Source organism: Sporanaerobium hydrogeniformans, from assembly GCF_002735925.1.
Taxonomy (GTDB): domain Bacteria; phylum Bacillota; class Clostridia; order Lachnospirales; family Cellulosilyticaceae; genus Sporanaerobium; species Sporanaerobium hydrogeniformans.
This window is the reverse complement of the sequence record NZ_PEDL01000001.1, coordinates 273,725-299,785: the sequence shown is the minus strand read 5'-3', so window position 1 is coordinate 299,785 and position 26,061 is coordinate 273,725. Positions and strand designations below refer to the sequence as shown.

Here is a 26,061-nt window from a genome sequence, read left to right as displayed (position 1 = left end):
TTTTATTAGTTAGCTTTTGCTTTCTTTAAATCAATAACGCCTTCTTGCTTAACTACTTCTTGCTCAATTTCCATTTGCCCTGCGATTTGTCCACCGATTTCAGCAGCCTTTACTTGTCCAGTTTTTAGATCTTTATCAATCATGATACTGGTTGAAATAGACTTAACTGGTGCAAGTGTAGCCTTTGCTTGAATAGAAATATCTGCTACGGATCTATTGCCATTAGGCGCAAACTCTAAAACAATTGTTACCTTGCGCTTTGCTTTTTCAGAAGTGTTTGGATCCTGGATATTATCAAGAACTTTTTAAATCTCTGCATTAGCTTGCTCAGCCAATGCCCCTTTTGCTATTGTCGATAAATTAATTGCATTGTTTTCCATACCTACTATTCCTCCTTAAATTCTATACATACTGCATCATGCTCACGTTTGTATTCGATGCTACTTACCTCATAATCTGGGTTTTCTACATCCACTACTTTTGCTGTGGCCATCTGCGGATAATCAAAGATTAACTTTCCTAGGCTTGCATACAGTCCCATTACATTCAATTTATCACCTTCTTCATCTTTATTTTTTTATCATTTCTAGAGCATAAAGCTCCTCATTATCATTAAAAAGTTGGGTCAACCTTACATTGTTAAAGAAAGTTCAGTAAGCTCTTCTATAAGCCCAGAAATAGTATTTTTATCAAGTGACATTTCACTATCTTCAAATCTAACAACTACAACCTTGTTTGATACTTCATATTCCCCAAACTCACCTTTATAGGTTACGGTTCTGGAGAGCTCTTGGAGCTTTCTTTTCACCTTGCTTGGCTTTGGCTGTTCTTCGATAGCTTGGATAGGTTTTTCGCTATCTTCATCACCTTTTGGCACTTCATAATGCTTTTTCTCAATAGATGGTTCCTCTTCATTACCAAACAGTGCATCGGCTAACTCATCCGCTGTCTTAGGTTTTTCATTGGATGCTACCATTCCTAGTGTCTTCTTGTACTCTGTTTGATAATTAAAGGCTGAACCTTTAGTAATCTGTAATTCATCCATAACCTGGTTAACTGTGTAACCCTTTTTGTAAAGTCTCATTGCGTCCTCTTTTTTAGTTGCCATTTCAGCATCCCCCTCATAATCTTTTCCATATTTTATTTTGTTGTACTGCCATCTATAAGCACTTGCTTCCCTTGTAGATAGCTTAGATTCTCTAGCAATGTCCTCTACTTCCGTAATACCTCTGTCTAATAACTGGTAGACTTTTAGCTTATTCTGCATCTGCTTGCCGATGGACTCCATCTTCTCAGCATCTTTCTTTACTTCAATGCCATACTCCTCGCATAGATCCATCATCTGATCCAAGGTAACAAGTTCTTTTCCACATAGCTCAAGCTGTTCAAAAACTTTGTTCATAGTGTCTTGGAGCTTTTCATTGTCGAAGTCATAAAATTCCTTAAGTACGATAATAAACGCACTAGCACAAAGGTTTAATGTTTGATTGCTGCTCTCAAGTCTTGCTGTATCTATCTCCTTTTCCAACTGTTTAGCCATAGCTACCATATTCTGAGGATGCCTCACAGGTGGATTGAAAGGGATCTGCTTGCGTTGCTTGTTTTTACCCATTGCTTTTTCCTCCTAGCTTAGTAAATCTCGCCAATTATCTACTACCTTTTTGGCTATATCTTCTTTAGCTTGTAATGCGGTATAAATCTGTTCGTCTATTGTGTTAGGTACAATAAGCTGTATGTAAGTGCATGTATTTTTTTGACCTATCCTGTGCGTTCTGGCAAGTGACTGAGCGTAGTCAGCGTAGTTGTAACCAAGAGAGTAATAAACTGCTGTGTCTGCTGCTGTTAAAGTAATACCTAGCCCAGCTGTCTGTATCTGAGCAATAAAGATTTTTACACTTGCTTCTTCTTGAAAGCGCCTTACTTGCTCTCCACGGTCTTTTATCTCTCCGTAAATAAGACTGTAATCAATCCCCTTATCTTGAATCATTTTAACAATCGCCTTAATCTCATGAACAAATTTAGCAAAGATAACAAGTTTACGACCACTATCAAGTACAACATCCTCTATAACCTCTTCGAGTACTTTAAGCTTGCTATTACCTAGTTGCTTAACCTTATCTTCATCCTCCAGCTGTGCAAATCCACCTGTAAGTTGTTGAAGTCTTAAAATCCTTGTAAGGACATTCGTAGCCACTACCTCTCCTGTCATTTGATCATTTTCAATAGCTGTAATAGACTCCTTCTTTAATTGCTCATACGCCCTACGCTCTTCGTTGCTAAACTCACAGTAACGTTTGATAAATACTTGTTCCGGAAGGTCAAGCGCCTCCTCTTTGCATACTCTATAAGCAATGCTATGGGCCTTTTCAACCAACTCTGGTAAATTCCTATAGCCAATAATTTCATGATTTTCATAGCCACCGAATTGAGCATACCTATTTCTAAATGCTACATAGCTTGTACCAAAAATGTTTTTATTTAAAAATCGATACTGACTAAAAAAATCTAGCGGATTGTTCTGCACAGGCGTACCTGTTAAGATAATACGATATTTCGCCTTATCACCTAGCTTATGTATACCTTTGCTCTGCTGAGCTTGCGCGTTCTTGATACGCTGACTTTCATCACACACAATCATATCCGGCTTAAAAGCTACTAACTCCTTTTCTAACCTCCAAGCACTTTCATAATTAATAACCGCTATTTTAAGCCCACTGAAGAATCCTATATCTAAACTATTTAGTTTCTCTAAGCGTTTATCCCTAGTGCCTGATAAGTACTGTATGTTATATGGGAAGTCTGCGAATTGACTAAGTTCTTTGGGCCATACTGGACATACACTACTTGGCGCAATAATAAGTACCTTATCAATCTCTCCTCGTATATACCTTGTTCCCATAATGGCTATGGTCGTAAGTGATTTGCCAAGTCCCATATCGAAAAGTATTCCGAACCCATCATTTAATAGCGCCATGTTAAGACCCTTTATTTGATGCGCATAAAGCGTTGCTTTAACAGGTGGTGTTACACTACTTATTACTTTATCTGAAAGCTTTATAGCCTCTGTTGTTTCTTTGTTACCTCTTAGCTTTTTGCCTAAAGCAACAAAGTCATTCTTAAAATCTGTGTCCTCATGTCCAATGCGCCACAGCTCTTCAAGGTTTTCAAGGTTAATAGGTATCTTCCAAGACTTATTTTTCCTATCCCATTCACGACCAAGTATCTCATTAACACGCTTATATTGTTCATTCGTTAAGGAATCCACCCTAATATAATCTCCATCTATTAAATAGCGCACTTCTTTTCCTCCTTAGCCATTCGTTCAAGCTTTCCCTTAATTGCTTTTACTGATTTATTACCTAGTTTTAAAGCTATATCGTGGTAGTTATAACCTTGAGCTTTTAGCTGCAGTAATAAATCAATCTGCTCTTTGGTCCATACACTATGTGGATCTGCACGAAGAGGTCTCGCCATAACCTTTAGCTCAATAAGCTTTCTATATATAGCGCACTCTGTTCTATTCAACAATACTGATAACTGCCTATTGGTGTACTTGTATTGATTAACCAAGAATATAAGTTGCTTTTCTTCACTACGGCTCCACGGTCTACCATTGAATTTCGCATTAGCTTTATCTGATTGTCTTTTTATGTCTGCCCACTTAGGTTCTGGATACCCAAAATCACCAGGCTCCATATATTTAAAGTTAACTTTATCCTTATTTTCCTTAAGCCATTTCCATAGGTCTTTTGGATAAACAATTAAAAACGTAGTTGTGATAAACTTCTTTTTCTTAACAGGTATCCCATGTGCAATTAAATAGTCTCTGCAAGAGGAGTTCGGCTTTTTATAAAGGACTTGAGCCACCCTATTAAAGGTGATGTACTCTCCTGCATCAGCAATGGCACCCAAACCTAATCTATAGGACTTGTTATCAATAGAACTGAGTGTTCGATTAAGCCTATTAGCAATGGCTTCTACTGAAAGTTGTCCATAGCTTTCTTCTAGGAACTCAATCTCCTCCTTAGTCCATTTCTTGCCTCTTCCCAAAAGGATCACCCCCTAATTGTTCAATAGCCTTCATCCCTACTGCTGCTACATGAACAGCTTCATGAATGATTTCTAATGCTGTTTCTACTAGGACCTGCGTACGTAATACCAGTTCAGGTGTATAAGCATTATTTCTAATAAGTCTCCACAGCTTCTCGTGCTCTTCGGCTGTATCTACTAAAGCTTCTGATGCTTCTTCAAGTTCCTCTTTGATATAACCGTAAACACCCATCCAATCACTGAATGCTTCTCTGTTTACTAGATTAAAAGACGTTTCTTCCTTCACAAGGTTTTTGATAGCTTGTGATATGTACAAGTCGTGTTCTTCTTTACTTCCTGCTAGCATGATTAACACCTCGCTTACAATAGACTACACTAAGCTTTTTACAGTAGTCCTTAACTCTTAACTTGGTTCCATTTTCTAGCACAGCGTATTGTCCTTCAAATTCATCTTCTAGCACAATCCCTCGTTTATTACCATGTTTTACGATGGCACCTGTATCTATTGGCTTACCATTGCTGTCACGAATTATTTCTTTATATAGCATTGTTACCGCCCCTTAATTGTGCTATACTAGCACTGGATATTTTATTTAATTGCATTATTTAAGTTTGCCGACTTAGATAATGCTTTTTTCTTTTTCAACATTCCATCTAAAACCTATAGATGCTTTATCTCTTTTAGCAGCATCTCTTATTGTTTTACAGTCTGTATAGTTAGCTCTAGCTGCTGCACTTAATGTGCTATACTCTGCAATAACTTCTCCTGTATCCAGATCTAATTGCTGCACCTCTACTGCTCTTACTGGAGTACACTGGCGTTGCATTAGTTTACTTCTTTTTATTACATCTAAATTTTCAACTCTATTATTAGATTTATTTCCATCTTTGTGATAAACTACATAACCTTTAGGAATTTCTCCAACAAACAGCTTATACACCCATTCATGCGCCCTACACTCAGTACGTTTACCGTTTATCTGTATTGCCATGGTTTGGCTTGTACATTTAGTGCCATGATATGGTAGTCTGTAAACGCATCTATTAGACTGAACTCTTAACCATGATCTATATCTACCATAGCTACTGACTTGCCATCTGCTTCCTGGAATATCTCGCCATACTTCATCTAAAATAACTTCTTTAGCTAGAAGCTCTCTTAACTTACTAAGTGGTGTATCTATTGGTAAAAGATAACAATTTAAAAGTTTAATCTTACGTCCTATTGATGTTCTTAAAGAGCCTACTGTTCTTCCTGTAATGCCAGATAGCATTTGCAAATCTGTAAACTTACGTTCTCCGGTCATTGGGTCAAATAATAATAAGCTTTTAGACATAATCTAAACCTCCTTATAGATATTTCTAACCCTATTACTTGTCCTATGCTTAATTTTCATAAGCTCTTTATTATCTGTCACTACTAACCAGTGGTTGTAGTCAAGTCCTCTGCTTCTAATAAGTATCTTTTGCTTTTTGTTAGGTGCCTTACCTTGCTTCATCTTTGTACACCTCCTCGAATAACTGTTTTATAGATGGAATTAACCCATAGACAACAACTATGTACAGTGGTACAATAAACCACTCTCCTCCTACTGTGATAATTCCTCTTTCATACGCCATATCGTACATCATGATGGCTTGTACAATTATTAATGGTAATAATAGTTTCTTTTTCACTTTTCCTACCTTCTTTATTTGTAATTTTCTAAATTCACCTTTACAATATAGTCATCAGCTCTGCCAAGCTGAAATACTAATGAGAAAGGTGGTATTATTTATGAAACTAAATCCAGATTGCATTAGAGATATCTTGTTCACCGTCGAAGAAGTAATCCAAGCCCCACATCACACCATGAGGTTACCTGAAAAATATGATAGGCTTGAAAAATATTCTGATGATGAGATTTTGTATCATATAAAGCAATGTGAATTATCATATCTTGTCAGAAAGGTTCATTGGTTAATGCAAGGTTGCTTGGTATATGATCTTACTCCTGTGGGGCATAAATTTATAGCTGATATACGTTCAGATAATATTTGGAATAAAACCAAAGATATTGCAAAAAATGTCGGTTCATTCTCTCTTGATTCACTTTCTACAATAGCTGCCAATGTTATATCTGATCTTATTTCATCTCAATTTCGTTAGTTACCACAATCACTTTAATCAGAAGCTCTGTTGGCCCATTAGCAGAGCTTTTCAACTCATATTCAACAATATTCTTAAGCTCAAAACCATCAAGCTTTATAATTGTAGAATTTTCACTTCTTTTAATAGTTAATTTCTGTAATTCATCCATCACTATTTCTCCCCTATGCTACACCGTATTTAATCGCCATTTCTTTTACTATGGCTATGTACACTTCTCTTAGCCTTGCATCAGCTGCTATCACATCAAGCTTAGTTATCTTATTAGACTTACTTGTGCTACCAGTTTCTTCTAGTACTTTACGCTTCATGTTTGTTTGCCTTATTCCTAGCTTTGCCTTGGCTCTACTGTCCAAAAGGTCATAGCTTTCTTTTCTAATTACTTGGATATTTTCATTTCCACCAAGCTTTTGGGCTATACGGTTAACTAGGTTTGTTGTCTCTGTTCTCCATGCTGCTGGATCAAGTGTAATTGTATCCCTGATAGCTTGTACTTCCTGTTTTACTTCTAAGGCTGTAGCCTGTGCCTTCTCTGCTTGCTCCCTAGCGTCTTTAAGGGCTTTTGCGTTAGCAATGATTAAGTCCTCTAAGCACATAGGTTGTTTTAGCTGTTGTTCCATCTCTTCAAACTTTGTTACATATTTGGCTGTAAATACAATTCCTTTTTCACCTGTCATTTTATTTGCTACCATATCGCACCCTTTTCTGGTCAATAGATAGCATGGCCTTTCTTGGTTTTGCTTATCTATATATGTGCTTTCTAAGAAGAATGACCCCAGCGGAAAATTGCGTTCGGCTAAAACTACACAATATCCTCTTATTTTTTCTAGTAAATCAGAGTGTCTTGTTTCACACATTTCAGCTACTTCCAAACTTGATATTGCTTTTATCTGCTCTTGACTAACTAAACTACTCATATGTATCACCTTTACTTTCTTGATTTGATAGTGTTATCAGTTCTTTTGCTATATCCTCCACAGGCATTCCATAAATAACAATCGCTAAATCCATTAAAAACTCTTCTCTATCTTTTTCCATTATTTCTCCTTACTTATATAATTGTTCAGGTATTAAATCATTAGGCGTAATTCCTAAACCCCTACATAAAGCACATATCACTATCAATGTAGGATTGTCGTTACCATCATTTTCAAGTTGAGAGATATAAGATCGAGAAATACCACTCATATCACTTAGACGTTTTGTTGTTAATCCTCTTTTTTTTCTTATTTGTTTAAGTCTCAGTATGTCACTCATGTTGTCATTTCTCCTTTTTTTGTTTTCTTTTAGTGTCTTTAATCTGCAAAAAAAAGATTATCTATACTTTTCCCCAAAAAATCTGCAACCTTTTTAGCTTCTGACAACGTAAATTCTTTATTACCCTGCTCTTTTTGGCAATAGGTATTTACATTTATACCTATTATTTCAGCCATTTCTGCTTGTGTTTTATCATACTTAACCCTAGCCGCCTTAACATTATTAGAATTTATTGCAATACACATTTTCCTCACCTCCTTGTACACTTTTGGAAACAATTTAGTTTCTTCAAGAAAACAATAACACTATTATATGCACTATGTCAATAGTTTATTACTAAAAAAACCATAAAAAATATTATTTATGGTATACTTATTATATTTTTTACTATAAAATGGGTATGTAATTATTTTTGAGCTTGTTATATAATGATATTAGGTGGTGATTATATGCAAGAAATACACAAACGAATAAAATTAGAACGAGAAGAGCATAATCTAACACAAGAAGAATTAGGCACAAAATTAGGTATTGGGAGATCAGCTATATCGAATTGGGAGTCCGGAAGGAAAACTCCTGATGGTAAAACGCTAGATAGTCTAGCTAATATCTTTAATTGCTCAATCGATTATTTATGGGGACGAACAAATGTAAAAAATGCACATGTTATAAATAGACAAATAAATGGCAATAATGTAAAGATAGAAATAGATGAAGATTATTTTAAAAAATGTACTCCTTCAGACATAAAGCAAATATTAGATGATATACAGTCTGCTGGGTTTGATGTAAAAAAATTTATTGATAGTTAAAACACTGCTAATCCAAATTAGTAGTGTTTCTTTATTTTATATGTTATGTCGATATGTCGACACCAATTATTGAATAATATACATTATAATATTCTAAATAGCATAAAAATTATATTTATATTGATAGCTATTATGCTAAATGATATAATCAAAATAGAACGTATGTTCGATTTTTAATAGGGAGTTGATTATTATGAAGGAGTATTTTAAGTATATTTATAGAATAACAATTAATAATGAACCATTTTACATATCTAATACTAAGGAGATGCGAGATAATGAAAAAAAGAGCAGTAGCGTATTGCCGATACTCAAGCGACAACCAAAGAGAGGAATCGATAGAAGCTCAAACGAGAGCTATTAAAGACTTTACAGAAAAAAATAACTACCATTTAATAAAAATATATGCAGATGAAGCAAAGTCTGCCACAAGCGATAATAGACCACAGTTTCTAAATATGATAAGAGACTCTAAAAAAGGACTATTCGATATAGTTATAGTCCATAAATTAGATAGATTTTCAAGAGATAGATATGACAGCGCATTTTATAAAAAAGAACTCAAGAAAAACAAAGTACGTTTAATTTCCGTGCTTGAAAATTTAGACGATAGCCCTGAATCAATTATATTGGAATCTGTTTTGGAAGGAATGGCAGAATATTACTCTGCTAATTTGTCAAGAGAGGTTATGAAAGGAATGAAGGAGACAGCGTATCAATGTAAACACACTGGTGGTAAGCCACCTCTTGGATACGATGTTGCAAAAGATAAAACTTATACTATCAACGAATATGAAGCTGATACTGTAAAAATAATTTTCAGTATGTATTCAAAAGGTAGTAGCTATGGGGGAATACTTAAAGAACTAAAATTAAAAAACAGAAAGACAAAGCTTGGTAAAGATTTTTCTAAAAGTGCTATTACTACAATTATGAAAAATGAAAAATACAAAGGGGAATATGTTTTTAATAAAACAGGGCAAAAGCAACAAGGAAAAAGAAACGTATACTTAAAATCAGAAGATGATATCATACGTATATCTGGAGGAGTTCCAAAAATAGTAGAACCAGAAATGTGGGAAAATGTAAATAATAGGCTTAATAATAGTAGTCAAGGATATAAAGCTGCTCAAAAGTCAAAAGAAATATATTTACTTAGCGGAATAATTGTATGCTCTAATTGTGGTGGAGCTATGGTTGGAAATAGAAAATTTAGTGGAAGGAATAAGTCTTTATATGTAACATACGAGTGCAATACTAGAAAAAGGACTAAGAATTGCCAAGCAAAATCAATTAATAAAGATTTAGTTGAAGGTATTATAATAGAGTTTTTAGAAAACAATTTGTTAAGCTATACAAATATATGTAATATAGCAGACATAGTATTCGAGCAAGCAAAAAAAACAAATAGATATATGCCACAAACAATTTCTAATATAAAAAGAGAGATTCAGAAAACACAGACTGAAATAGATAATATAGTCTCTGCTATAGCTGCTGGAATGTTTCATCCCAGTATGAAAGAGAAAATGGATATATTAGAAAGTAAAAAATCTGATTTAACGCTAAGATTGTCTGATGCAGAAATAAAACAAAAAAGCGTTGTTCTACCAAGTAAACAACGTATTATAGAGTGGCTAGAAAGTAATAAAAACATAAAAAATAAACCTTTGGAGCAACAAAGAGTTATCATCCAAAAGTTTATTAAAAAAGTCATTGTGCATCCTGACAAAATAGAATTAATATCTGTTGTGGATGCCGACAATGGAGGTGAGGGGAATCGAACCCCTGTCCGAAAGCCCGGATATTGTGGTCTCTACCATCATAGCCTTATCTTTGACATTCCCTCTACCAAGCTCCTAAAGGCTGGCTCTTGGTTTCAGTAGCTTCATAGTATTCACGTTGCCGCAAAGCTTTGGCAGGTGAAGGGTCCGCAAGTCGAAGCCCGGATCTAGGCTGCGGAGGGCCTAGGCGGACTGCTGCAAACTAGGCAGCGATTGCTAAATTATCTTCAGCGTTTAATTTTAATGCCAGCTTTTAACGTAGACTCCGGCGTACTACGGATGGCTGCCCCTATAGACGTGACCCCCGTCGAAACCAGTGCACCCCCTTATTGTATCAAACTCCTAATGCTAGGAACTTGAATTGGAATCCTGTTATATCTCAAGGATTCGATAAAGGGCTGAAGGTTTGATGTGGCCAATCGACTGTTTGGCACTATAAGTTTTTAATTTTAAAGTCGCGTTCATGCTGACGGCGTACATCTTTCTTGGCAATGTCATCACGTTTGTCGTGAAGCTTCTTACCACGCGCAAGTCCCATTTCTACCTTAACGAGACTCCCTTTGATGTAAACCTTAAGGGGTACTAATGTGAGTCCCTTTTGTGCAATCATCCCAATAAGCTTGTTGATTTCCCTCTTGTGAAGTAGGAGCTTACGGGTACGCAAAGGGTCTTTATTAAAAATGTTACCATGCTCGTAAGGGTTAACGTGCATATTCAGAATAAATGCTTCCCCATCTCTGAGCTTAATAAAGCTTTCTTTGACAGAGCAGCCCCCTTGACGAATGGATTTCACTTCTGTTCCTGCTAGCACAATGCCTGCTTCATAGGTTTCTTCTATAAAATAGTCATGATATGCCTTTTTGTTATTGGCAATGAGTTTGTAGCTAGTGCGATCCTTTGCCATGCGTTCTCCTCCTTCTTTATGGAATGAATGGTGCATTTCTTATTATAACATAAATTGATAAACTTGCAACCTTTTGCGCCTTCAAATTGTTTCCATAAAACCAGATCCTTATTCATTTTTTGAATCTTTGAGCATTTCTTCAATACTACCCCGACAACGTCTTCCCTTACAACATCCCGTCATAGCACCTGTTGCTTGTTTGATTTTATCTAAGCTATCTGCTCCACCTGCAATAGCTTCTTTGATTTTAAGTCGTGTCACTTGCGTACAAGGACATGTTTTGGTCAATTTATCTTTGATGTATTCTTCTGCTGTCATATTTACTTCCTACTTCCATCCTTCTTTGATCGTTTCATTAAGTATTAAGAAGAATAAGGTCAACTGACCTCATTCTCCTTGTGTTTATCCTTTTTAACCAATTTACTCAGAAAGCGCTTTGAGCGCTACTTGATTAAGGAGCCCCCAAGGCTTATTAAAATGTGGTTGGAAGAAGAAATCTACCATAGCTAATTCTTCCACTGTCATTTTATTTTGCAAAGCAAGGGAAAGGGTATTCATGATTTCATTTAAATCATAGGCTGAGGCAATTTGCCCTCCTAAAATGCGTCTTGTTTGCTTATCATATACGAGTTTAACTGTTGCCTTTTCATAAGTTGGCATAAACTCAGGGCGATAGTTCTCCTCAATAACCGCTGAAGCAACTTCATATTTATTTATCTCCTTGGCCTCTTCTTCCGTTAGGCCTGTAGATGCTATATTGAACTGATAAATTTTAATACCAGAAGTCCCTTGAGTGCCCATATACTTAAGCCTAGGTTCTACTAAATTATAGGCAATAAGTGTTCCCATACGTACAGCATTGGTTGCCAGTGGAATATAACGTTTGTCCTCTGCTGGATTATAACGTACCATACAACAATCTCCTGCTGCAAAGACATCCGGTTCACTCGTACGCATATAATCATCAATCACAATAGCCCCATTGGGTAAAGTTTCTAAGCTTTCTTTTACAAGTGCTGTATTAGGTTTAAAGCCAATACAAAGAATTACAAGGTCTGCTGGGTAGCTGCCTTTAGTGGTTACTACTTCCTTAACCTTACCTCCTTCTCCCTTAAAGCTTTCTACCTCTTCACCTAATGCTAAATGAATGGCATGAGTAGTAAAGGCTTTTTCTGCTAAATCGGTTATTTCTTTATCTAGATATTTACTCATTATACGTTCTTGGGCGTCAATGAGTGTTACCTCTTTACCTTTCATTTGGAAGGCCTCTGCAAGCTCTACACCAATATAACCTGCTCCTACTACAACTATCTTCTTAGCCTCTTTTGTTTTTTCAATAATGGCTTGTGCATGATTATAATTTTTACAAAGAACGATATTTTCCTGGTCCCCTCCCGGAATAGACGGTACGATTGGCCAAGAGCCTAAAGTGAGTATTAATTTATCATAAGTATCTTGTTTGATCTCTTGAGTTTTTAAATCTTTCACACGAATAGTTTTATTTTTAAAGTCAATGGCGAGTACGTCATGTTCCATATAAGTTGCTACACCTAAAGCTTCAAGGCCTTGTGGTGAGTTATAAAAGAGCTTCTCTGGATTACTTACTACGCCTCCTACACTAAGGGCAATGCCACAAGATAAAAAAGAAACAGTGTTATTTCTTTCATAAACAACTACCTCAGCTTCTGGATATAACTTCTTTGTATTGACAATAGCTGCCGTTCCTGCATGTGTACATCCTACAACGATTACCTTCATCATTAAGCCTCCGTTCTCTATCAGGATTAATTAAATTACTTTATACTCATTATAATATACACAAAACAAAATATCAACGGAAAACCATTCTTATTTGATATTTTTTTAACTTAACTCTTCTATGGCTAGCACACCTTGCACCTCACTAATTAGACTTACAACGCCTTCATGGCCATTTTTATCTTTAGCATGTAAGGTTACCATGGCTCCTATTCCTGTTTCTTCACTCTTACTAGGTGGTAAAAAATGTAGAGAAAGTAGCTTATAATTGTATTTTTTTAAACACTCAATAAAAGGTTTTATATCTCCCGTATCTCTAAACTCTATATAAAGCTCCATATAACTGGATTTCGCTAAAATCATATTATCTAGCTTTTGTACAACAGCCATAACCACAAAAATAAAAACACACCCAATAATGGCAGCCGAATAATAACCTACTCCGATGGCTAACCCCATGGTCGCAGAAGCCCATAAACCAGCTGCAGTGGTTAATCCCTTTACCTGTTGCTTACCCGTAACGATAATCGTTCCTGCACCTAAAAAACCTATCCCACTGATAACCTGGGCACCCAACCTTGCAGGATCACTCATCCCTCCATAAATGTGCCACATATAATCATTGATAATCATCGTCAGTGTAGCTCCTATACAGACTAGAATGTGCGTTTTAAGTCCTGCTGGCCTTCTTTTTTTGATACGGTCTGATCCGATAATTCCCCCACATACACAGGCTAACGCTAATCTTAAAATAATTTCTAACGTTGTCATTTTATCTCCCTCATTTTCATTATTTGCTTGTTAGTTCTGCTTCATTCTATGTAACTTCTTGCAAAAATTGATGGTTTTTGCAAGAAAAATGCTATTAGTTAAATATAGCCTACTTACTTATTTAATTACTTTATATTGCTCCTTCACACCCTCTAAAAAGTCATCCCAATGTTCTAAAATAAGACGTGGACATTCTTTACCTGTAAAAGCTTGATGTGTTTTAATATCTTCTATTTTAAGATGATACGTTTTCATCAAATAGGCAATAAGCTTTTGCGCATTTTGTTCAGCCTTTTTGTAATCTCCTGATTCGCATATTTCAATCCCTATACCGAAATAATTTCCTTCTTTTTTCCCTGCATGAAAAGCAACCTCTGTAACGGGAATAGCTTGTACCATTTCTTGATCATCTACTGCAATATGCCAGGAAGTGCTACTGGTATTGGTAGGATTGCTTAAAAAATCTCTTTCATTACGTGCAGTACTCTTAGGATTTGCCGTATTATGAACGACTATCTGTTTAATCTTACGTTTAATATGTGGTCTTTTACCAGTATCCTCTAACAAATCCACTACAAGAGGTATACCTACTGCCTTTTCTACTTCTTCAGCAACAAGTGGCTTTTGGCCAAATCGGATAAGAAAACCTGCCATCCCTATCAAGCTAAAAAGTACTAAGCACGTCGCCAATAATCGTCCTCTTTGACTTTCTTTTTTCTTTTTCATTTTATCCCCCTGTAAATTCTCATTATTTACCAAATATTAGCAAAATATTTATTTCTTTCTCATATTTTTGCATTATACTACAAGTTCATCTCGAATGCTATGCTTCCATTTTTATACTTTACCATTATTTAAGGGATAGACTTTTGCCTATCCCTTGTTTACTGTTTATTTTTTGAAACGATAATAATAAGGTGAAGTGTTATTATCAATAATCTCAAATCTATAACCTTGTTCCTTATAGTAGTGAATGATTTGAGGTAGTGCTTGGCAAGTTGTTTTATTTTTCGAATTGCAGTGTGCTAGGATAATCTTACATTCACTTTTATCCCGTGATTTTTTGGCATTGCGTAAGAGTTCACTTGGTGAAAGTCCTGGTTTCACTCCATCTTCTAGATTCACATTCCAATCAAAAATTTTATACCCTCTTTCTGTGAGCTCATTATAAAAGTTTTGATTGAGCCTCCCTGCACTTCCTCCTGGGAAACGAATAACCTTAATATCTAAATTTTCTCCAAGCACTTCATTTATAGTAGCAAGTGTCTTATCCATCTCCTTTATAAAGGCTGATGGGCTATTGTATATGGTTTTAAAGTTATGGCTATACGTATGAAGCCCTATACCATGACCTTCTTCATAAATACGTTTAAGAATAGCTTCACGTTGCTTAATTTCCTTGCCTACTATGAAAAAGGTCCCCTTTACTTGCTGCTCGTTTAAAACATCTAAAATTTTACCTACTAAGGGGGTAGGACCATCATCAAAGGTTAAATAAACAACCTTCTGAGACCTATTTTCTGTTACTTCTTTTGAAGGAGGTGAAGGAATATCCATGGCTAAGCTTCTTAAATGAGTCATCCCTAAAATACCTATTAAAAGACTCGTGTATAAACTACACTTTAAAAATTTCTGCATCTGCTTTTACCTCGCTTAATTTACACTTTCTTTTAAATCTCACGACGCTAGTATATGCAGAATTTCTGTTTTTATAAAAATAGAAAAGCCTGCTAAGAAACACTTACTTTACTCTGGGGGTTAAGTAGAGTAAAGTAAAGCTTCTTAACAGGCTATTTCTTTAATTTAGTAGGTGCTTACTCTACTACTACACCTTTTTTCAAAATAAGGTTTGCATAAAGTGCACTTTCACTTGTTGCTACAATAGCATAGGCTTTTTTAGCCCTTTCATAAAATTCAAAGCGTTCTACATAATCTATTTCTGGAAGTTTTCCTTCATGTTTAGTGATGATAGCTTTGTAATCATCCCAAATAGTTGGTACAACCTTATCCCCTGGGACAACTTGCATCAGTCCTACAGGTGCTTTAGCATACGTATCTAGTGGGAAGAAAGGTAAGATGGCTTCTAAAAGTTCTGTTACAGTATGTCCATCACATCTTACAAGTCTTTGGGCATAGTCTGCTGCTGGGAAGTTGCCATCAGCAAAAATAATCTCATTGCCATGTCCCATTTCCATCATAATTTTCATCAGTTCAGGTGGTATAATAGCTGGTATTTTTTTTAACACAGTGTATCACCTCTATTAGCATTTTTTATAAAGAGGACCAAATGCTTTACAAGCACGATAATCTGCCCCTTCTAAATCAGTTGTACCAAAAGCTCCCCAAGTTTTTGGACGGAAGATCTTTTCTTCTGGTACGTTGTGCATAGCTACTGGAATACGAAGCATAGAAGCTAAGGTAATAAAGTCTGCTCCTACGTGACCGTAGTTAATAGCACCGTGGTTCGCTGACCAAGCATTCATTACACTGTATACATCTTTAAATGCACCTTCTCCTGTAATTCTTGGTGCAAACCAAGTTGTTGGCCAAGTTTTGTCTGTACGTTTATTTAAGATATCATGTACTTCTTCATCTAAATCAACTGTGTAACCCTCTGCAATTTGAAGAATAGGTCCTAATCCTTTTACAAGGGAAATACGTGTCATGGTAACAGGCATTCCTCCTTTGGTTAAGAAGCAAGAAGAATAGCCGCCTCCTCTGAAGTATTCATCACTATTTGCAGGTGGCCACTCAGTAGCATCTAAGCATTTTTGAGCCTCTTCTTCTGTAATATCCCAGAATGGTTTCATAATAGGTTTACCCTCTGCATCTGTTTGCTCACCTGTTCCATCTAAAGTAGTAGAACCAGAGTTAATAAGATGGATAATACCATTTGCAGCAAGTCCTTCTAATTTTTTACCTGTAACACGTTCTACAGCTTCTGGACTCCAGTAAGTACGTACGTCTGAGAAGATAGAAGCTGTATTGGTAAGTAAGTGACCAAATAACATCGCCACACCATTTAAACAGTCATTTTCTGTTGCTACAACAAATGCTTCTCTTATACCGTTCCAGTCAAAAGAAGAGTTCAGGATAGCTTCCATAAAGTCACCATTTGGCATATGGTCTGTCCATTGTCTTTGGCCTTGGAAACCAGCTGCAATGGCATTATGTCCTTCAGCTTCTTCTGCAAAACCAAGCTCTGCAAGCTTTGGATTACCAATCATAAGGTCACGTGCAATTAAAGTCATTTTTACAACATACTCCCATTGAGCATCTTTTTCTTCACGACTTCTTGGATTTTTATTGTAATCTGGACCTTCTTTACAATTTGCTTTTGTCCAAGCCATTGCTTTTTCAAATTCTTCATGATCATAGATACCTTCGTTTACACGACGAATGAACTCTGACATATCGATGTACTCATTACGCATACCTAAGTAATCGCTAAAGAAATGAGGATCTACGATAGAACCAGCAATACCCATAGATACACTACCCATAGATAAGTAAGATTTATCTTTCATGGTTGCTACTGCAAGACCTGCTTTAGCAAAAGCTAAAAGTTTACCTTGTACATCTTCTGGAATAGAGTTATCTGTTAAATCTTGTACATCTCTACCATAGATTGTGAAAACTGGAAGACCCATTTGATCATGACCTGCTGCTGCTGCTGCAAGGTAAACAGCTCCTGGTCTTTCTGTTCCATTAAAGCCCCAAATAGCCTTTACGCGGTGTGGGTTTTGATCCATTGTTTCACTACCATAGCACCAGCATGGTGTAACAGTAATAGAAATACCTACATTTTCTTTTTGAAATTTATCTTCACAACGTGCTGCTTCTGCTACACCACCAATGGTTGTATCAGCAATCACACACTCTATTTTTTCACCACTTGCATGGCGAATGTTCGCTTCTAAAAACTCAGCTAAAGCCTTTGCCATTCCCATTGTCTTGTCTTCTAATGATTCTCTTACACCTTTTCTTCTTCCGTCAATAGTTGGTCTAATCCCTATTTTAGGTAATCTTCCATTTAAGCGAAATCCATTATTCATTTTTATTTCCTCCTTATTGATCGACCTTATAAACTATTCTGATTTCAATGGCCTTCCGCATATACCTTTCACTCATTTATTGGTATATAAAAGGTATATGTTTTTGTACATTGATTATCTTACTCTTAATTTAATCGTTTTCTCTGTTTTTGTCAATATTTAAGTATTAAATTTTATAATTAAGTTGATATTTTAACATTTATACTAGTTTTTAAATCTATTTCTAGTTATTTTTGCTTTAAAATTGGTATATGTTTTATATACCAATTTTAAGTTTTTATTTATCATTTTTCTCTTTTCTATTGCTTAGTTGGTATACCTCTAGTATAATTTAGAGAAAATGGATTATACCCTAAAAGGAGCTCAAACAATGAAAGTTTCAAAATCTAGTCTCCCGCTCTATAAACAAATTTATGAAGATTTAAAAATACAAATTCAAGAAAATCACTATGAGGAAGGTTCCTTTTTACCTGCCGAACGCGTTCTAAGCGAACACTACCAAGTGGAACGTCTCACCTTACGTAAAGCTTTAGCTCTTTTAGCGGAGGAAGGTTATCTGCAAAAATTGCCAGGTGCAGGTAATAAAGTACTACGTCCAGCTTCTTTTAACGTCACCTCTCAAGAAGCTCACTCTATTGCTTATATTTTACCTACCTCTTCTGGTGAAGAAGCTCCTCAACCCTATCATATGGAAATTTGTAATTATCTCGAAAAATATTGCAAAGAGGAAGGTCTTGATTTGATTTTCACTAAGGTTAGCCCTTCTTCGCCTTTGCCTGCCTTTTTGGCTAATCCTTCTTCTATCAAAGGGATTATTTGGGTAGGTGATATTGATGCAAGTTTCTTAGAACTAGCCCGTCTTAATCATATTCCTTCCATTGTCATCTCTAATCAATCACCTCATTTTGCCTGTATTAATAATGATGACATTAATTGCAGCTACACTGCTACAGAACACCTTATTCAAAAAGGATGTAAAAAAATTGTCCACATTGCCGGTCTTATAGGTTATATCAGCCGCTTCAATCGTGTAGAGGGTTATCGCCGTGCCTTACTTGTCAATGGCCTTACCTATTCACCTGAATACGTTGTGTCTGGAGACTGGAGTTTTACAAGCGGCTATAATAGCATCTCTACCCTTTTAGAAAAAGGAATCCCTTTTGATGGTATTGCGGCTGCTAATGATATGATGGCTTTAGGGGCTATGAAGGCCGTAGTTGCTGCAGGTCTTAAGGTACCTGAAGATGTGAAAATCATTGGTATTGATAATATTGATCAGAGCAAAACCTCTATTCCAGCCCTTACTACAGTTTGCATTGAACAACGTAGTATTGCGCAGCTTGCCTTTCTTTTTTTAAAGCAGGCTATTGCTGGTACCCTTATTCCAGAAGAAGTTTTAATTCCCGGCAGGCTTATCGTGCGTGAGACCACTTAATATGAAAAGCTTTTGCTACAACAACTAAAGCGTATTGCAAGCCTCTTAAGACCTTGCAATACGCTTTAGTTGTTGTAGCTATGAAAACTTAGAAATGATTAAAAGAAAATAGAAATACCATGTTCACAGTTGAAGCTTTGACCTGCTTCAAGCAGGATAATATCACTTTTTTCTTGTAATACAAGACTATCATCTACATAATCTGCATGACCTTGCCAAGGTTCAATACATACAAATGCACCTTCATTGGTTGGACTCCATACCCCTAAAAAAGGAAAATTCTTAAAATCAACAGTTAATTTTTCTGGGTGTTTTTTAGAAACAAGAGACATGGATTGACTTGTATAATGGGTCCATATAAGTACACCTTCTTTTTCAAAAAGGTCTTTACTAAGAGGTATACGAGATGTTTTAAAAGGTTTGTATGCTTTAGTTAAATAGACATCCTCATTAATGAGAATCTGAGTACTTTCTTCTTCCTTCTCCCATACTAGCTCATAATCTTCCATTGTTTCATCGCTAAATCGTGGACAGTTAAAGGCAGGATGAGCCCCTATTTTAAAAGGCATTGGCATCTTATCTTCATTAATCACCTCATACTCTATACCTAATCGGTTTTCTACTAGGGTATAATGAATTTTTAGGCAAAAGTCATAGGGATACATAGCTTTAGTTGCAAGTGAACTTCTTAAAGCAAAGGTGATTTTACAATCCGTCCTTTTCTCTATTTCAAATTCATAGTCTCGTGCAAAACCATGAGCAGGTATTTTATAGCTCTTACCTCCTATAACATATTCATTATCTCGTACTTTACCTACAATAGGAAAAAGAACAGGCGTATGTCTTTTCCAGTATCTTTCATCAGCATTCCAAATATACTCCGTGCCTTTTGGATCTGTTAAACTGGTGAGCTCTGCACCAAAGCTTGTTAATTTTACTGTCATCACATCATTAGTTAATGTATAATTCATTACTCTACCACCACACCTTTTTTTAATATTATATTAGCATATAAGGCGGCTTCACTGGTAGTTACAACTGCATAAGCTTTTGCGGCTCTTTCATAAAAAGTATATTTGTTGATAGGTAAAACCTTGCTACTATCTCCACCGTGCTTATCAATAAGCTCTTTGTACGTATCCCAAATGACTGGAACAACAGGGTCATTAGGAAGCACTTCCATAAGAATAACTGGATTTTCTACATAAGGATCTAAGGGCATGAATTTTAAAATAGCATCTAAAAGTTCTGGTACGCCATGCCCATCGCAACGAATCACACGTTCCGGGTGCCCAAAACGTGGATAATTGCCATCTGCAATAACTAGTTCATCCCCATGTCCCATTTCCATTAGAACCTTTAGAAGTTCTGGTGTTAAAATGCTTGGTATGCCTTTTAGCATATTGCCTCACTCCTCTTATTTTGTAATGGTTCCATCTAAATCCCATAGATCAGTCCAGTCCTTTGCACTTTCCCAAAGGAATACCTGACCTTTAATAAGGCGACTATTGCCTTCCACTGTTTTCATGGCTTCCATTTCTTCTGGTGTGAGGGGATCTTCTATGGTACATCTCAAGTTGCTTATATATTCCTTTTCATAAATAGAAAACGGAATGGGAATTTGTCCACGTTGTACAGCCCACTTAAGGCATACTACAGCTGGGTGAATATTATGTTTTTTAGCAATTTCTACAACAACGGGTTGCTCTATATCGCAAAGGTCCTCTGGTGTTGTATCCCTATCAGGGCGAGTAGGTGAACCAATTGGACAAAAGCCAATAGGTTGAATACCATTTTGTATGCAGAAGTTATACAGTTCTTCTTGCTGGAAGCAAGGATGAAGTTCCATTTCATTGGCTACTGGCTTAATTCTGCAATCTCTAAGTAAAAGTTCAAGCTTTGGAATCGTCATATTAGATGTACCGATATTTCTTACCAGTCCAGCATCTACTAAACGTTCCATCTGACGCCATGTCTTCATATAGTTTTCGTGGATATAAGGCACAGCATCTTTACTACGTGAATCCACTGAGCAACCTGGTGCATGATAGTTAGGGAATGGCCAGTGAACAAAGAAAAGGTCAATATAATCGAGTTTAAGATCCTTTAAGCTTTTAGCACAAGATAAAAGGACATCCCCTTCACCATGCATGTTATTCCATACTTTAGAAGTAATAAAAAGTTCTTCTCTTTTTACTTCTCCACTTTCAATAGCTGCTTTAAAAACCTCACCAATTAAATGTTCATTACCATATACTGCTGCACAATCAAATAAACGATAGCCCGCACGAATAGCCCCTCTTACAGCAGCTGAAACTTGTTCGGGTGTAAAACGGTCTGAACCAAAGGTTCCCATACCTATTGCAGGGATTTTTTCACCTGTATAAAGGGTACGTTGTGGTACTAAAGCTGGGTTAATGCATTCACTCATTTTCATCTCTCCTTTTCATTTTAATTTCTATTTATAGCAAATTCTTTGCTAAAGTAGCATTTTAGTCTGCCCATCTCTTTACAGTTACTTGGTCAAGTAGCCTTTCATAATCTGCTTGTTCAAAGCTTCCTGTTGCCGCTGTAAGCGCATTAGCTGCTGAAACAGCGACTGCTCTTTTAATGATTTCTTCTATAGCTTCTCCTTTTACAAGACCTACTGCAAAACCAGCAATCATGGAATCTCCACATCCGACTGTATTCACTGCTTCAATAACAGGTGGTTTGCCTTGATAAGTTCCTTCTTCACAAACCACTAATACCCCCTCTTTTCCTAGAGAAATCGCCACAATGGGAATGCCTGCTACTTGAAGTTCCTTTGCAACACCAGCTATTTCCTCTAAGCTTTGTAGTTTTTTCTTTGTAATAGCTTCTAGCTCATCCCGATTGGGTTTAATCATGGTTGGTTTGCTTTTTAAGATCTCTACAAGTAGGTTGCCACTTGTATCCACAATGACTTTTCTACCTGCCTTTTTAGCAATGTCTACTAGTTCATTATAAATAGTGGCACGGATCCCCTTTGGAATGCTCCCTGAAAGGGTCACCACTTCACTCGTTTTAAGAAGCTCTTTAAATTTTTCTATAAAACGAGCTTCCTCATGTGCGTTTAAAGTAAAGCCTGGCTCTAAAAACTCAGTATGTCTACCATTTAGAAGGTCTTTGATATTAATGCAGGTACGTGTCTCAGCTTCTACTTTCACAAATTGATGAGAAATCCCTCGTTCATCAAGGCGTTCTAAAACCCAGTCTCCTGCATGACCCCCTACAAACCCTGTGGCAATCACCTCTTCTTTTAAAAGCTGAATCACCTTTGTTACATTTAGACCCTTACCTCCTGGTGTTGCTGTGCATTCTTTCACACGCATGACTTCGTAAGGCTTGTAATCCTCTACGGTATAGAGTTTATCAATGGCTACGTTCAACGTAACAGTTGTAATCATCCTTTATTCCCCTTTCTTATTAGTCATTAAGGAGAAGTATTTTCCCTTTAACTTGACTAGGGTTTTTGTAAAGCTCAAAAGCTTCCTTGACATCTTTCATCGCAAATTTCTTAAAAATAAGTCCTTCATCAAATTTTAACGCTCCTGTTGCAAAATAATGGGCTGTAAGCTCCCATTCTTTGCCTGGAAAAGGTGCACTATAAGACATCCAAGAGCCCGTTAAAGTAAATTCTTTACGATTCATGTTTTCAAAAAGTTTAGGGGTGAATTCTAAGTTTTTAGTAGGTGTTCCTACAAAGCAAACATGCGCTTTATTACTGGCTACTTCAAAAGCCATTTGCATAGTAACAGTATTACCTGCTGTTTCAAAAACATAGGGATAGCCTTTACCGCCTGTAATAGCTTTTGCTTTTTCCATAAAATCTTCTTCTAAGGTATTAATGATTTCATCTGCACCTAAGCGTTTAGCAAGTTCAAGACGTTCTTCACTTATATCAAATACAACAACCTTTCTGCTGCCAAAGATTTTCGCCCACTGCATTGTAAAAAGGCCAATCGTCCCCCCTCCTAAAATGGCTACATATTCACCACCTTTGTATTGATTACACATAAGCCCATGAAGAGCTACTGTAGAAGGCTCAAACATAGCACCTTGCTCATAAGGAATAGTATCTGAAAATTTAACAGCATTAAGAGCTGGCATCACTACATATTCTGCAAAACTCCCTTGCTCCCTTGAACCAATAAAGCTATAGTGCTTGCAGAGAGAGTAGTTACCATTTTGACAGTCTTCACACTTTAGGCAAGGAACTAGGGGTGCACCAGATACTCTGTCCCCAATCTCAAAACCTGTAACGCCTTCACCTATCTCTACTACATCTCCTGCAAACTCGTGTCCTAATACAACAGGATAAAAATGTGCACCATTATGAAGAACACGCGGTACATCTGAACCACAAATACCTGTTGCACGTACTTTTACCTTAACACAACCTGGCTTAATGCAAGGTGTTTCATAATCGTCGTAACGTATATCTTCGTTCCCATATAACACTGCTGCTTTCATGCTCTTTCCTCCCTTATAATTCTTCCATTAAACCTTCAAGCTTTTGATAAAGCTTTTTATAGATTTCAAAATAATGTGCATAACATTGTGCATTTTCTTTGTTAGGCAAATGGACACGTTTGATAGCCACAGTCTTCTCTACCGCTTCATCAAAGTCCTTATAAAGTCCTACCCCTACACCCGCTAAAAGTGCTGCTCCTAAAGTAGTGGCTGTATCAGAAGCTGGCACACTTATCTTTTTACCGGTTACATCTGCTTTGATTTGTGTCCATACCTGGCTATTGGCTGCACCTCCCATAGCATGTAACTCTTCTACCTCAGCCCCTGCCTCCTCTGCAATATCCAGATTATGCTTAAGTGAATAAGCCACTCCTTCAAAACTCGCACGAATCATATGTGCTCTTGTTTTCGCATAGTCTAGCCCAAAGTAAACGCCCCTTGCTTTCGGGTTCCAGATCGGTGAACGCTCACCTGCCATATAAGGCAAGAAAACTAAACCTTCGGAACCAGGTGCAACCTCACCTGCTTCACTACTCATCTCTTCAAAAGAATGGGTTCCCTTTTCTTTAGCTAGCTGCCTTTCAGCTGCACCAAACTGTTCTTCAAACCACTTGATCACACCTCCGCCACCTACTGTACCTCCTTGCAGGAGCCAAGTATTGGGAACGACATGATAAGAAAGAATCAGGCGCTTATCTGCTCTATAGGTATTTGTACAAATACTCATACCACCAGCTTGCCCACCTTGCTCCTGGGTTTGACCATTATGTAAAACACCTGCCCCTAACGTACCACATGCTGCATCCAGTCCTCCTGCTACAACAGGTATACCGACTTTAAGTCCCGTTTCCTTAGCGGCTTTCTCTGTAACATACCCTACTACTTCATGGCAATCATAAAGAGGAGGTAACAAGCTTTCTTTTATTCCTAACTTCTTACAAAGCTCCTTATCCCAAGTACCTTGGCGCATATTAAAACATTGATACCCATATCCTTGTGATTTATCTTGACTAAGCTTTTCGGTAAGCTTATAGACAATAAAACTATTTGATTGTAAAATCTGATGTGTTTGAGCATAAATCTCTGGACGATGCTTCTTGTACCATAAAATTTTAGGAAGGGTATAACTTGGTTCGAGAGGGTTACCACAACTTTCAAAAATTTCTTCCTCACTTATCTGCGCCTTGATTTCTTCACAAATGGCTTTAGCTCTTGTATCCATCCAAATAGGAGTTGGGCATAATACCTTCCCCTCTTCATCGATTGCAATAGCTGACCAGCTTTGCCCATCTACACCAATGCCCCTTATTCTTTCTACCTCAATCTGATTCTCTTTCAAAAGAGCCCTAAGGGTACTAGCTACTGCTTCCCACCATTCTTCTGGTTCTTGTTCTGCCCATCCCTTTTTAGGGTAATAGACTTTATAGGCACCCGACTTCTGGGCAACGACTTCACCATTTGTTTTAAAAAGTGCTACCTTACAAGCTGAAGTGCCAATATCTATCCCTAATAAATAGTCTGTCATACTTGCCTCCTTTCTAACGAAACGTTTCGTTTTTTAATATATATAGCTTTACTCTCTATTTTTAGTCAATACAGACTCTCCCATTAAAAGTTCAGTAGGTAAATTAATCGTTTCTCCAGCTGATATACCTATTCCTGCTAAGCGCTTTAGCATCATATGTGCTGCACTTTGTGCAATTTGAGTAATAGGCTGAGAAATAATGGTTAATTTCGGTTTAATGACTTGTGCGAGATGTAGATTATCAAAGCCAATAAGCGAGATTTGTTCCGGCATCTTAATGCCAAGCTCATTAAGGGCAATAATAGCTCCTAACGTCATTTCATAATTCGTTACAAAAACAGCGCTTAAATGAGGTTCACGTTTAAGAAGCTCTTTGAGTGCACTATGACCACCTTCTACTGTATAGTCACCATAGCTAATCAAGTTTTGATTCGGTAAAATGCCTTTTTTAATAAATGCTTGATTATATCCGAGTAAACGTTCATTAGAGGTGAAAACATCTTTGGGGCCACAAATGATCCCTATGTCCTTATGCCCCTTTTGCAGAAGATGCTCAATAGCCTTCTGCGAGGCTTCAATATTGTTAACAACCACTGCATCTACTGGAAGGCCTTCAATTTTACGGTCGATTAGCACCACCGGCAAATTCTTGCTAAGGGGTAGTTGTAGATGGGCTCCATCACTGGAAACAGGCATGTTAATAATGCCGTCTACCATTTTATTAACTAAAAACTCTGTGGCTTCATATTCAAGCTTTGCATCTGTTCGGCAATCACATACTAATATCCCATAGCCATTTTGCCTGAGTATATCTTCAATACACGTAATAATACTCGTACAAAAAATATTACTAAGCTCTGGAATAACTACACCGATTGTTTTTGATTTATTAGTTTTAAGTCCTCTTGCAAATTCATTGACGTGAAAATTGAGTTCCTCGATGGCATTTTCAATAGCTATCCTGTTGGCTTCTAATACGTTACCGCCATTTAAATATTTTGAAATAGTTGCTAAGCCTAAGCCTGTTTGTTTGGCTATATCTTTAATTGTTGCTGCCAAAATAGTCA

At 36.8% G+C, this 26,061-nt stretch carries 33 protein-coding genes, 1 other RNA gene and 1 pseudogene; 4 read left to right on the top strand and 31 right to left on the bottom strand.

Annotated features, from left to right (window positions below; genetic code table 11):
- Positions 1–5: 5 nt before the first annotated feature.
- From CS063_RS17545 to CS063_RS01375, 10 genes are all read right to left on the bottom strand, one after another.
- Positions 6–143 carry a hypothetical protein gene (locus CS063_RS17545; protein ID WP_180270636.1) on the bottom strand — a complete coding sequence of 46 codons (138 nt, stop codon included), beginning with the start codon at positions 141–143 and terminating at the stop codon, positions 6–8.
- Between the two features lie 242 nt (positions 144–385).
- On the bottom strand, positions 386–550 hold the full coding sequence (locus CS063_RS17540) for a hypothetical protein (RefSeq protein ID WP_180270635.1): 165 nt from the start codon (positions 548–550) through the stop codon (positions 386–388).
- An 81-nt stretch (positions 551–631) separates the two neighbouring features.
- Positions 632–1,612 (bottom strand): hypothetical protein, encoded by a 981-nt coding sequence (locus tag CS063_RS01405; protein WP_099447928.1) that lies wholly within the window; start codon positions 1,610–1,612, stop codon positions 632–634.
- A gap of 12 nt (positions 1,613–1,624) precedes the next feature.
- Positions 1,625–3,298, bottom strand: a complete 1,674-nt coding sequence (locus CS063_RS01400) for a DEAD/DEAH box helicase (RefSeq protein ID WP_308415400.1) — start codon at positions 3,296–3,298, stop codon at positions 1,625–1,627.
- Positions 3,286–4,050 (bottom strand): hypothetical protein, encoded by a 765-nt coding sequence (locus tag CS063_RS01395; RefSeq protein ID WP_099447927.1) that lies wholly within the window; start codon positions 4,048–4,050, stop codon positions 3,286–3,288. The genes CS063_RS01400 and CS063_RS01395 overlap by 13 nt, the downstream gene beginning before the upstream one ends.
- Positions 4,025–4,396: a hypothetical protein gene (locus tag CS063_RS01390; protein WP_099447926.1), complete on the bottom strand. Its 372-nt coding sequence runs from the start codon at positions 4,394–4,396 to the stop codon at positions 4,025–4,027. The genes CS063_RS01395 and CS063_RS01390 overlap by 26 nt, the downstream gene beginning before the upstream one ends.
- Complete coding sequence (locus CS063_RS01385) at positions 4,380–4,598, bottom strand: hypothetical protein (protein WP_099447925.1); 219 nt, start codon at positions 4,596–4,598, stop codon at positions 4,380–4,382. Before CS063_RS01385 ends, CS063_RS01390 begins: the two co-directional genes overlap by 17 nt.
- 72 nt (positions 4,599–4,670) lie before the next feature.
- Complete coding sequence (locus CS063_RS01380; RefSeq protein WP_099447924.1) at positions 4,671–5,387, bottom strand: HNH endonuclease signature motif containing protein; 717 nt, start codon at positions 5,385–5,387, stop codon at positions 4,671–4,673.
- Positions 5,388–5,390: 3 nt separating this feature from the next.
- The gene (locus CS063_RS17535) at positions 5,391–5,549 is read right to left on the bottom strand and encodes a DUF6906 family protein (protein WP_180270634.1); all 159 of its coding nucleotides are present in this window, start codon (positions 5,547–5,549) and stop codon (positions 5,391–5,393) included.
- A complete protein-coding gene (locus tag CS063_RS01375) occupies positions 5,536–5,727 on the bottom strand; it encodes a hypothetical protein (protein WP_099447923.1) in 192 nt (63 codons plus the stop codon). The genes CS063_RS17535 and CS063_RS01375 overlap by 14 nt, the downstream gene beginning before the upstream one ends.
- A gap of 100 nt (positions 5,728–5,827) precedes the next feature.
- Here CS063_RS01375 and CS063_RS01370 point away from each other — a divergent pair, with 100 nt between their 5' ends.
- Positions 5,828–6,199: a DUF2513 domain-containing protein gene (locus tag CS063_RS01370; protein ID WP_099447922.1), complete on the top strand. Its 372-nt coding sequence runs from the start codon at positions 5,828–5,830 to the stop codon at positions 6,197–6,199.
- On the opposite strand, the gene CS063_RS17530 is transcribed toward CS063_RS01370, so the two are convergent.
- The 5 genes from CS063_RS17530 to CS063_RS01355 are packed head-to-tail and all read right to left on the bottom strand — an operon-like array spanning position 6,177 to position 7,701.
- Positions 6,177–6,350, bottom strand: a complete 174-nt coding sequence (locus CS063_RS17530; RefSeq protein ID WP_180270633.1) for a hypothetical protein — start codon at positions 6,348–6,350, stop codon at positions 6,177–6,179. The two genes, CS063_RS01370 and CS063_RS17530, sit on opposite strands and share 23 nt — an antisense overlap.
- Positions 6,351–6,363: 13 nt before the next feature.
- Positions 6,364–7,116, bottom strand: a complete 753-nt coding sequence (locus tag CS063_RS01365; RefSeq protein WP_099447921.1) for a Rha family transcriptional regulator — start codon at positions 7,114–7,116, stop codon at positions 6,364–6,366.
- Positions 7,109–7,237, bottom strand: a complete 129-nt coding sequence (locus CS063_RS17785; RefSeq protein ID WP_308415399.1) for a hypothetical protein — start codon at positions 7,235–7,237, stop codon at positions 7,109–7,111. Before CS063_RS17785 ends, CS063_RS01365 begins: the two co-directional genes overlap by 8 nt.
- Positions 7,238–7,246: 9 nt before the next feature.
- Positions 7,247–7,456 carry a helix-turn-helix domain-containing protein gene (locus CS063_RS01360; protein ID WP_099447920.1) on the bottom strand — a complete coding sequence of 70 codons (210 nt, stop codon included), beginning with the start codon at positions 7,454–7,456 and terminating at the stop codon, positions 7,247–7,249.
- Positions 7,457–7,494: 38 nt separating this feature from the next.
- On the bottom strand, positions 7,495–7,701 hold the full coding sequence (locus CS063_RS01355; protein WP_099447919.1) for a helix-turn-helix transcriptional regulator: 207 nt from the start codon (positions 7,699–7,701) through the stop codon (positions 7,495–7,497).
- A gap of 204 nt (positions 7,702–7,905) precedes the next feature.
- Here CS063_RS01355 and CS063_RS01350 point away from each other — a divergent pair, with 204 nt between their 5' ends.
- Both CS063_RS01350 and CS063_RS01345 read left to right on the top strand, forming a co-directional pair.
- A complete protein-coding gene (locus CS063_RS01350; RefSeq protein ID WP_180270632.1) occupies positions 7,906–8,268 on the top strand; it encodes a helix-turn-helix domain-containing protein in 363 nt (120 codons plus the stop codon).
- Positions 8,269–8,504: 236 nt separating this feature from the next.
- Positions 8,505–9,590, top strand: a pseudogene (locus tag CS063_RS01345) (recombinase family protein); the annotation flags it as partial.
- 440 nt (positions 9,591–10,030) lie between these two features.
- Here the strand turns inward: CS063_RS01345 and ssrA are convergent.
- The 9 genes from ssrA to CS063_RS01300 form a co-directional block, all read right to left on the bottom strand.
- Positions 10,031–10,378, bottom strand: a transfer-messenger RNA (tmRNA) gene (gene ssrA / locus CS063_RS01340).
- A gap of 107 nt (positions 10,379–10,485) precedes the next feature.
- On the bottom strand, positions 10,486–10,956 hold the full coding sequence (gene smpB, locus CS063_RS01335; protein ID WP_099447917.1) for an SsrA-binding protein SmpB: 471 nt from the start codon (positions 10,954–10,956) through the stop codon (positions 10,486–10,488).
- Between the two features lie 108 nt (positions 10,957–11,064).
- Positions 11,065–11,274 carry a (2Fe-2S)-binding protein gene (locus CS063_RS01330; protein ID WP_099447916.1) on the bottom strand — a complete coding sequence of 70 codons (210 nt, stop codon included), beginning with the start codon at positions 11,272–11,274 and terminating at the stop codon, positions 11,065–11,067.
- Positions 11,275–11,376: 102 nt separating this feature from the next.
- Positions 11,377–12,717, bottom strand: coding sequence for an FAD-dependent oxidoreductase (locus tag CS063_RS01325; RefSeq protein ID WP_330400950.1), 1,341 nt, complete (start codon positions 12,715–12,717; stop codon positions 11,377–11,379).
- A gap of 102 nt (positions 12,718–12,819) precedes the next feature.
- Positions 12,820–13,485 carry an MgtC/SapB family protein gene (locus CS063_RS01320; RefSeq protein WP_099447914.1) on the bottom strand — a complete coding sequence of 222 codons (666 nt, stop codon included), beginning with the start codon at positions 13,483–13,485 and terminating at the stop codon, positions 12,820–12,822.
- A gap of 117 nt (positions 13,486–13,602) precedes the next feature.
- Positions 13,603–14,211, bottom strand: coding sequence for a peptidoglycan recognition protein family protein (locus CS063_RS01315; RefSeq protein WP_099447913.1), 609 nt, complete (start codon positions 14,209–14,211; stop codon positions 13,603–13,605).
- A 165-nt stretch (positions 14,212–14,376) separates the two neighbouring features.
- Entirely contained in the window at positions 14,377–15,123 is a 747-nt protein-coding gene (locus CS063_RS01310) for a polysaccharide deacetylase family protein (RefSeq protein WP_308415398.1), read from the bottom strand.
- A 176-nt stretch (positions 15,124–15,299) separates the two neighbouring features.
- Complete coding sequence (gene fucU / locus CS063_RS01305) at positions 15,300–15,731, bottom strand: L-fucose mutarotase (protein ID WP_099447912.1); 432 nt, start codon at positions 15,729–15,731, stop codon at positions 15,300–15,302.
- A gap of 15 nt (positions 15,732–15,746) precedes the next feature.
- Positions 15,747–17,540 (bottom strand): L-fucose isomerase, encoded by a 1,794-nt coding sequence (locus CS063_RS01300; RefSeq protein ID WP_099447911.1) that lies wholly within the window; start codon positions 17,538–17,540, stop codon positions 15,747–15,749.
- A gap of 370 nt (positions 17,541–17,910) precedes the next feature.
- On the opposite strand from CS063_RS01300, the gene CS063_RS01295 reads away from it, so the two are divergent.
- Entirely contained in the window at positions 17,911–18,975 is a 1,065-nt protein-coding gene (locus CS063_RS01295) for a GntR family transcriptional regulator (protein ID WP_180270631.1), read from the top strand.
- 98 nt (positions 18,976–19,073) lie between these two features.
- Here the strand turns inward: CS063_RS01295 and CS063_RS01290 are convergent, their stop codons facing one another.
- From CS063_RS01290 to CS063_RS01260, 7 genes are all read right to left on the bottom strand, one after another.
- Positions 19,074–19,946, bottom strand: coding sequence for an aldose 1-epimerase family protein (locus tag CS063_RS01290; RefSeq protein ID WP_099447909.1), 873 nt, complete (start codon positions 19,944–19,946; stop codon positions 19,074–19,076).
- On the bottom strand, positions 19,946–20,377 hold the full coding sequence (locus CS063_RS01285; RefSeq protein ID WP_099447908.1) for an RbsD/FucU family protein: 432 nt from the start codon (positions 20,375–20,377) through the stop codon (positions 19,946–19,948). Before CS063_RS01285 ends, CS063_RS01290 begins: the two co-directional genes overlap by 1 nt.
- Before the next feature lie 15 nt (positions 20,378–20,392).
- Complete coding sequence (locus CS063_RS01280) at positions 20,393–21,406, bottom strand: aldo/keto reductase family protein (protein WP_099447907.1); 1,014 nt, start codon at positions 21,404–21,406, stop codon at positions 20,393–20,395.
- 61 nt (positions 21,407–21,467) lie between these two features.
- Positions 21,468–22,403: a 1-phosphofructokinase gene (gene pfkB / locus CS063_RS01275; RefSeq protein ID WP_099447906.1), complete on the bottom strand. Its 936-nt coding sequence runs from the start codon at positions 22,401–22,403 to the stop codon at positions 21,468–21,470.
- 19 nt (positions 22,404–22,422) lie between these two features.
- Complete coding sequence (locus CS063_RS01270) at positions 22,423–23,469, bottom strand: galactitol-1-phosphate 5-dehydrogenase (protein WP_099447905.1); 1,047 nt, start codon at positions 23,467–23,469, stop codon at positions 22,423–22,425.
- 13 nt (positions 23,470–23,482) lie between these two features.
- Positions 23,483–24,994, bottom strand: coding sequence for a xylulokinase (xylB, locus tag CS063_RS01265; protein ID WP_099447904.1), 1,512 nt, complete (start codon positions 24,992–24,994; stop codon positions 23,483–23,485).
- A 48-nt stretch (positions 24,995–25,042) separates the two neighbouring features.
- Positions 25,043–26,053, bottom strand: a complete 1,011-nt coding sequence (locus tag CS063_RS01260) for a LacI family DNA-binding transcriptional regulator (protein ID WP_180270630.1) — start codon at positions 26,051–26,053, stop codon at positions 25,043–25,045.
- Positions 26,054–26,061 lie beyond the last annotated feature (8 nt).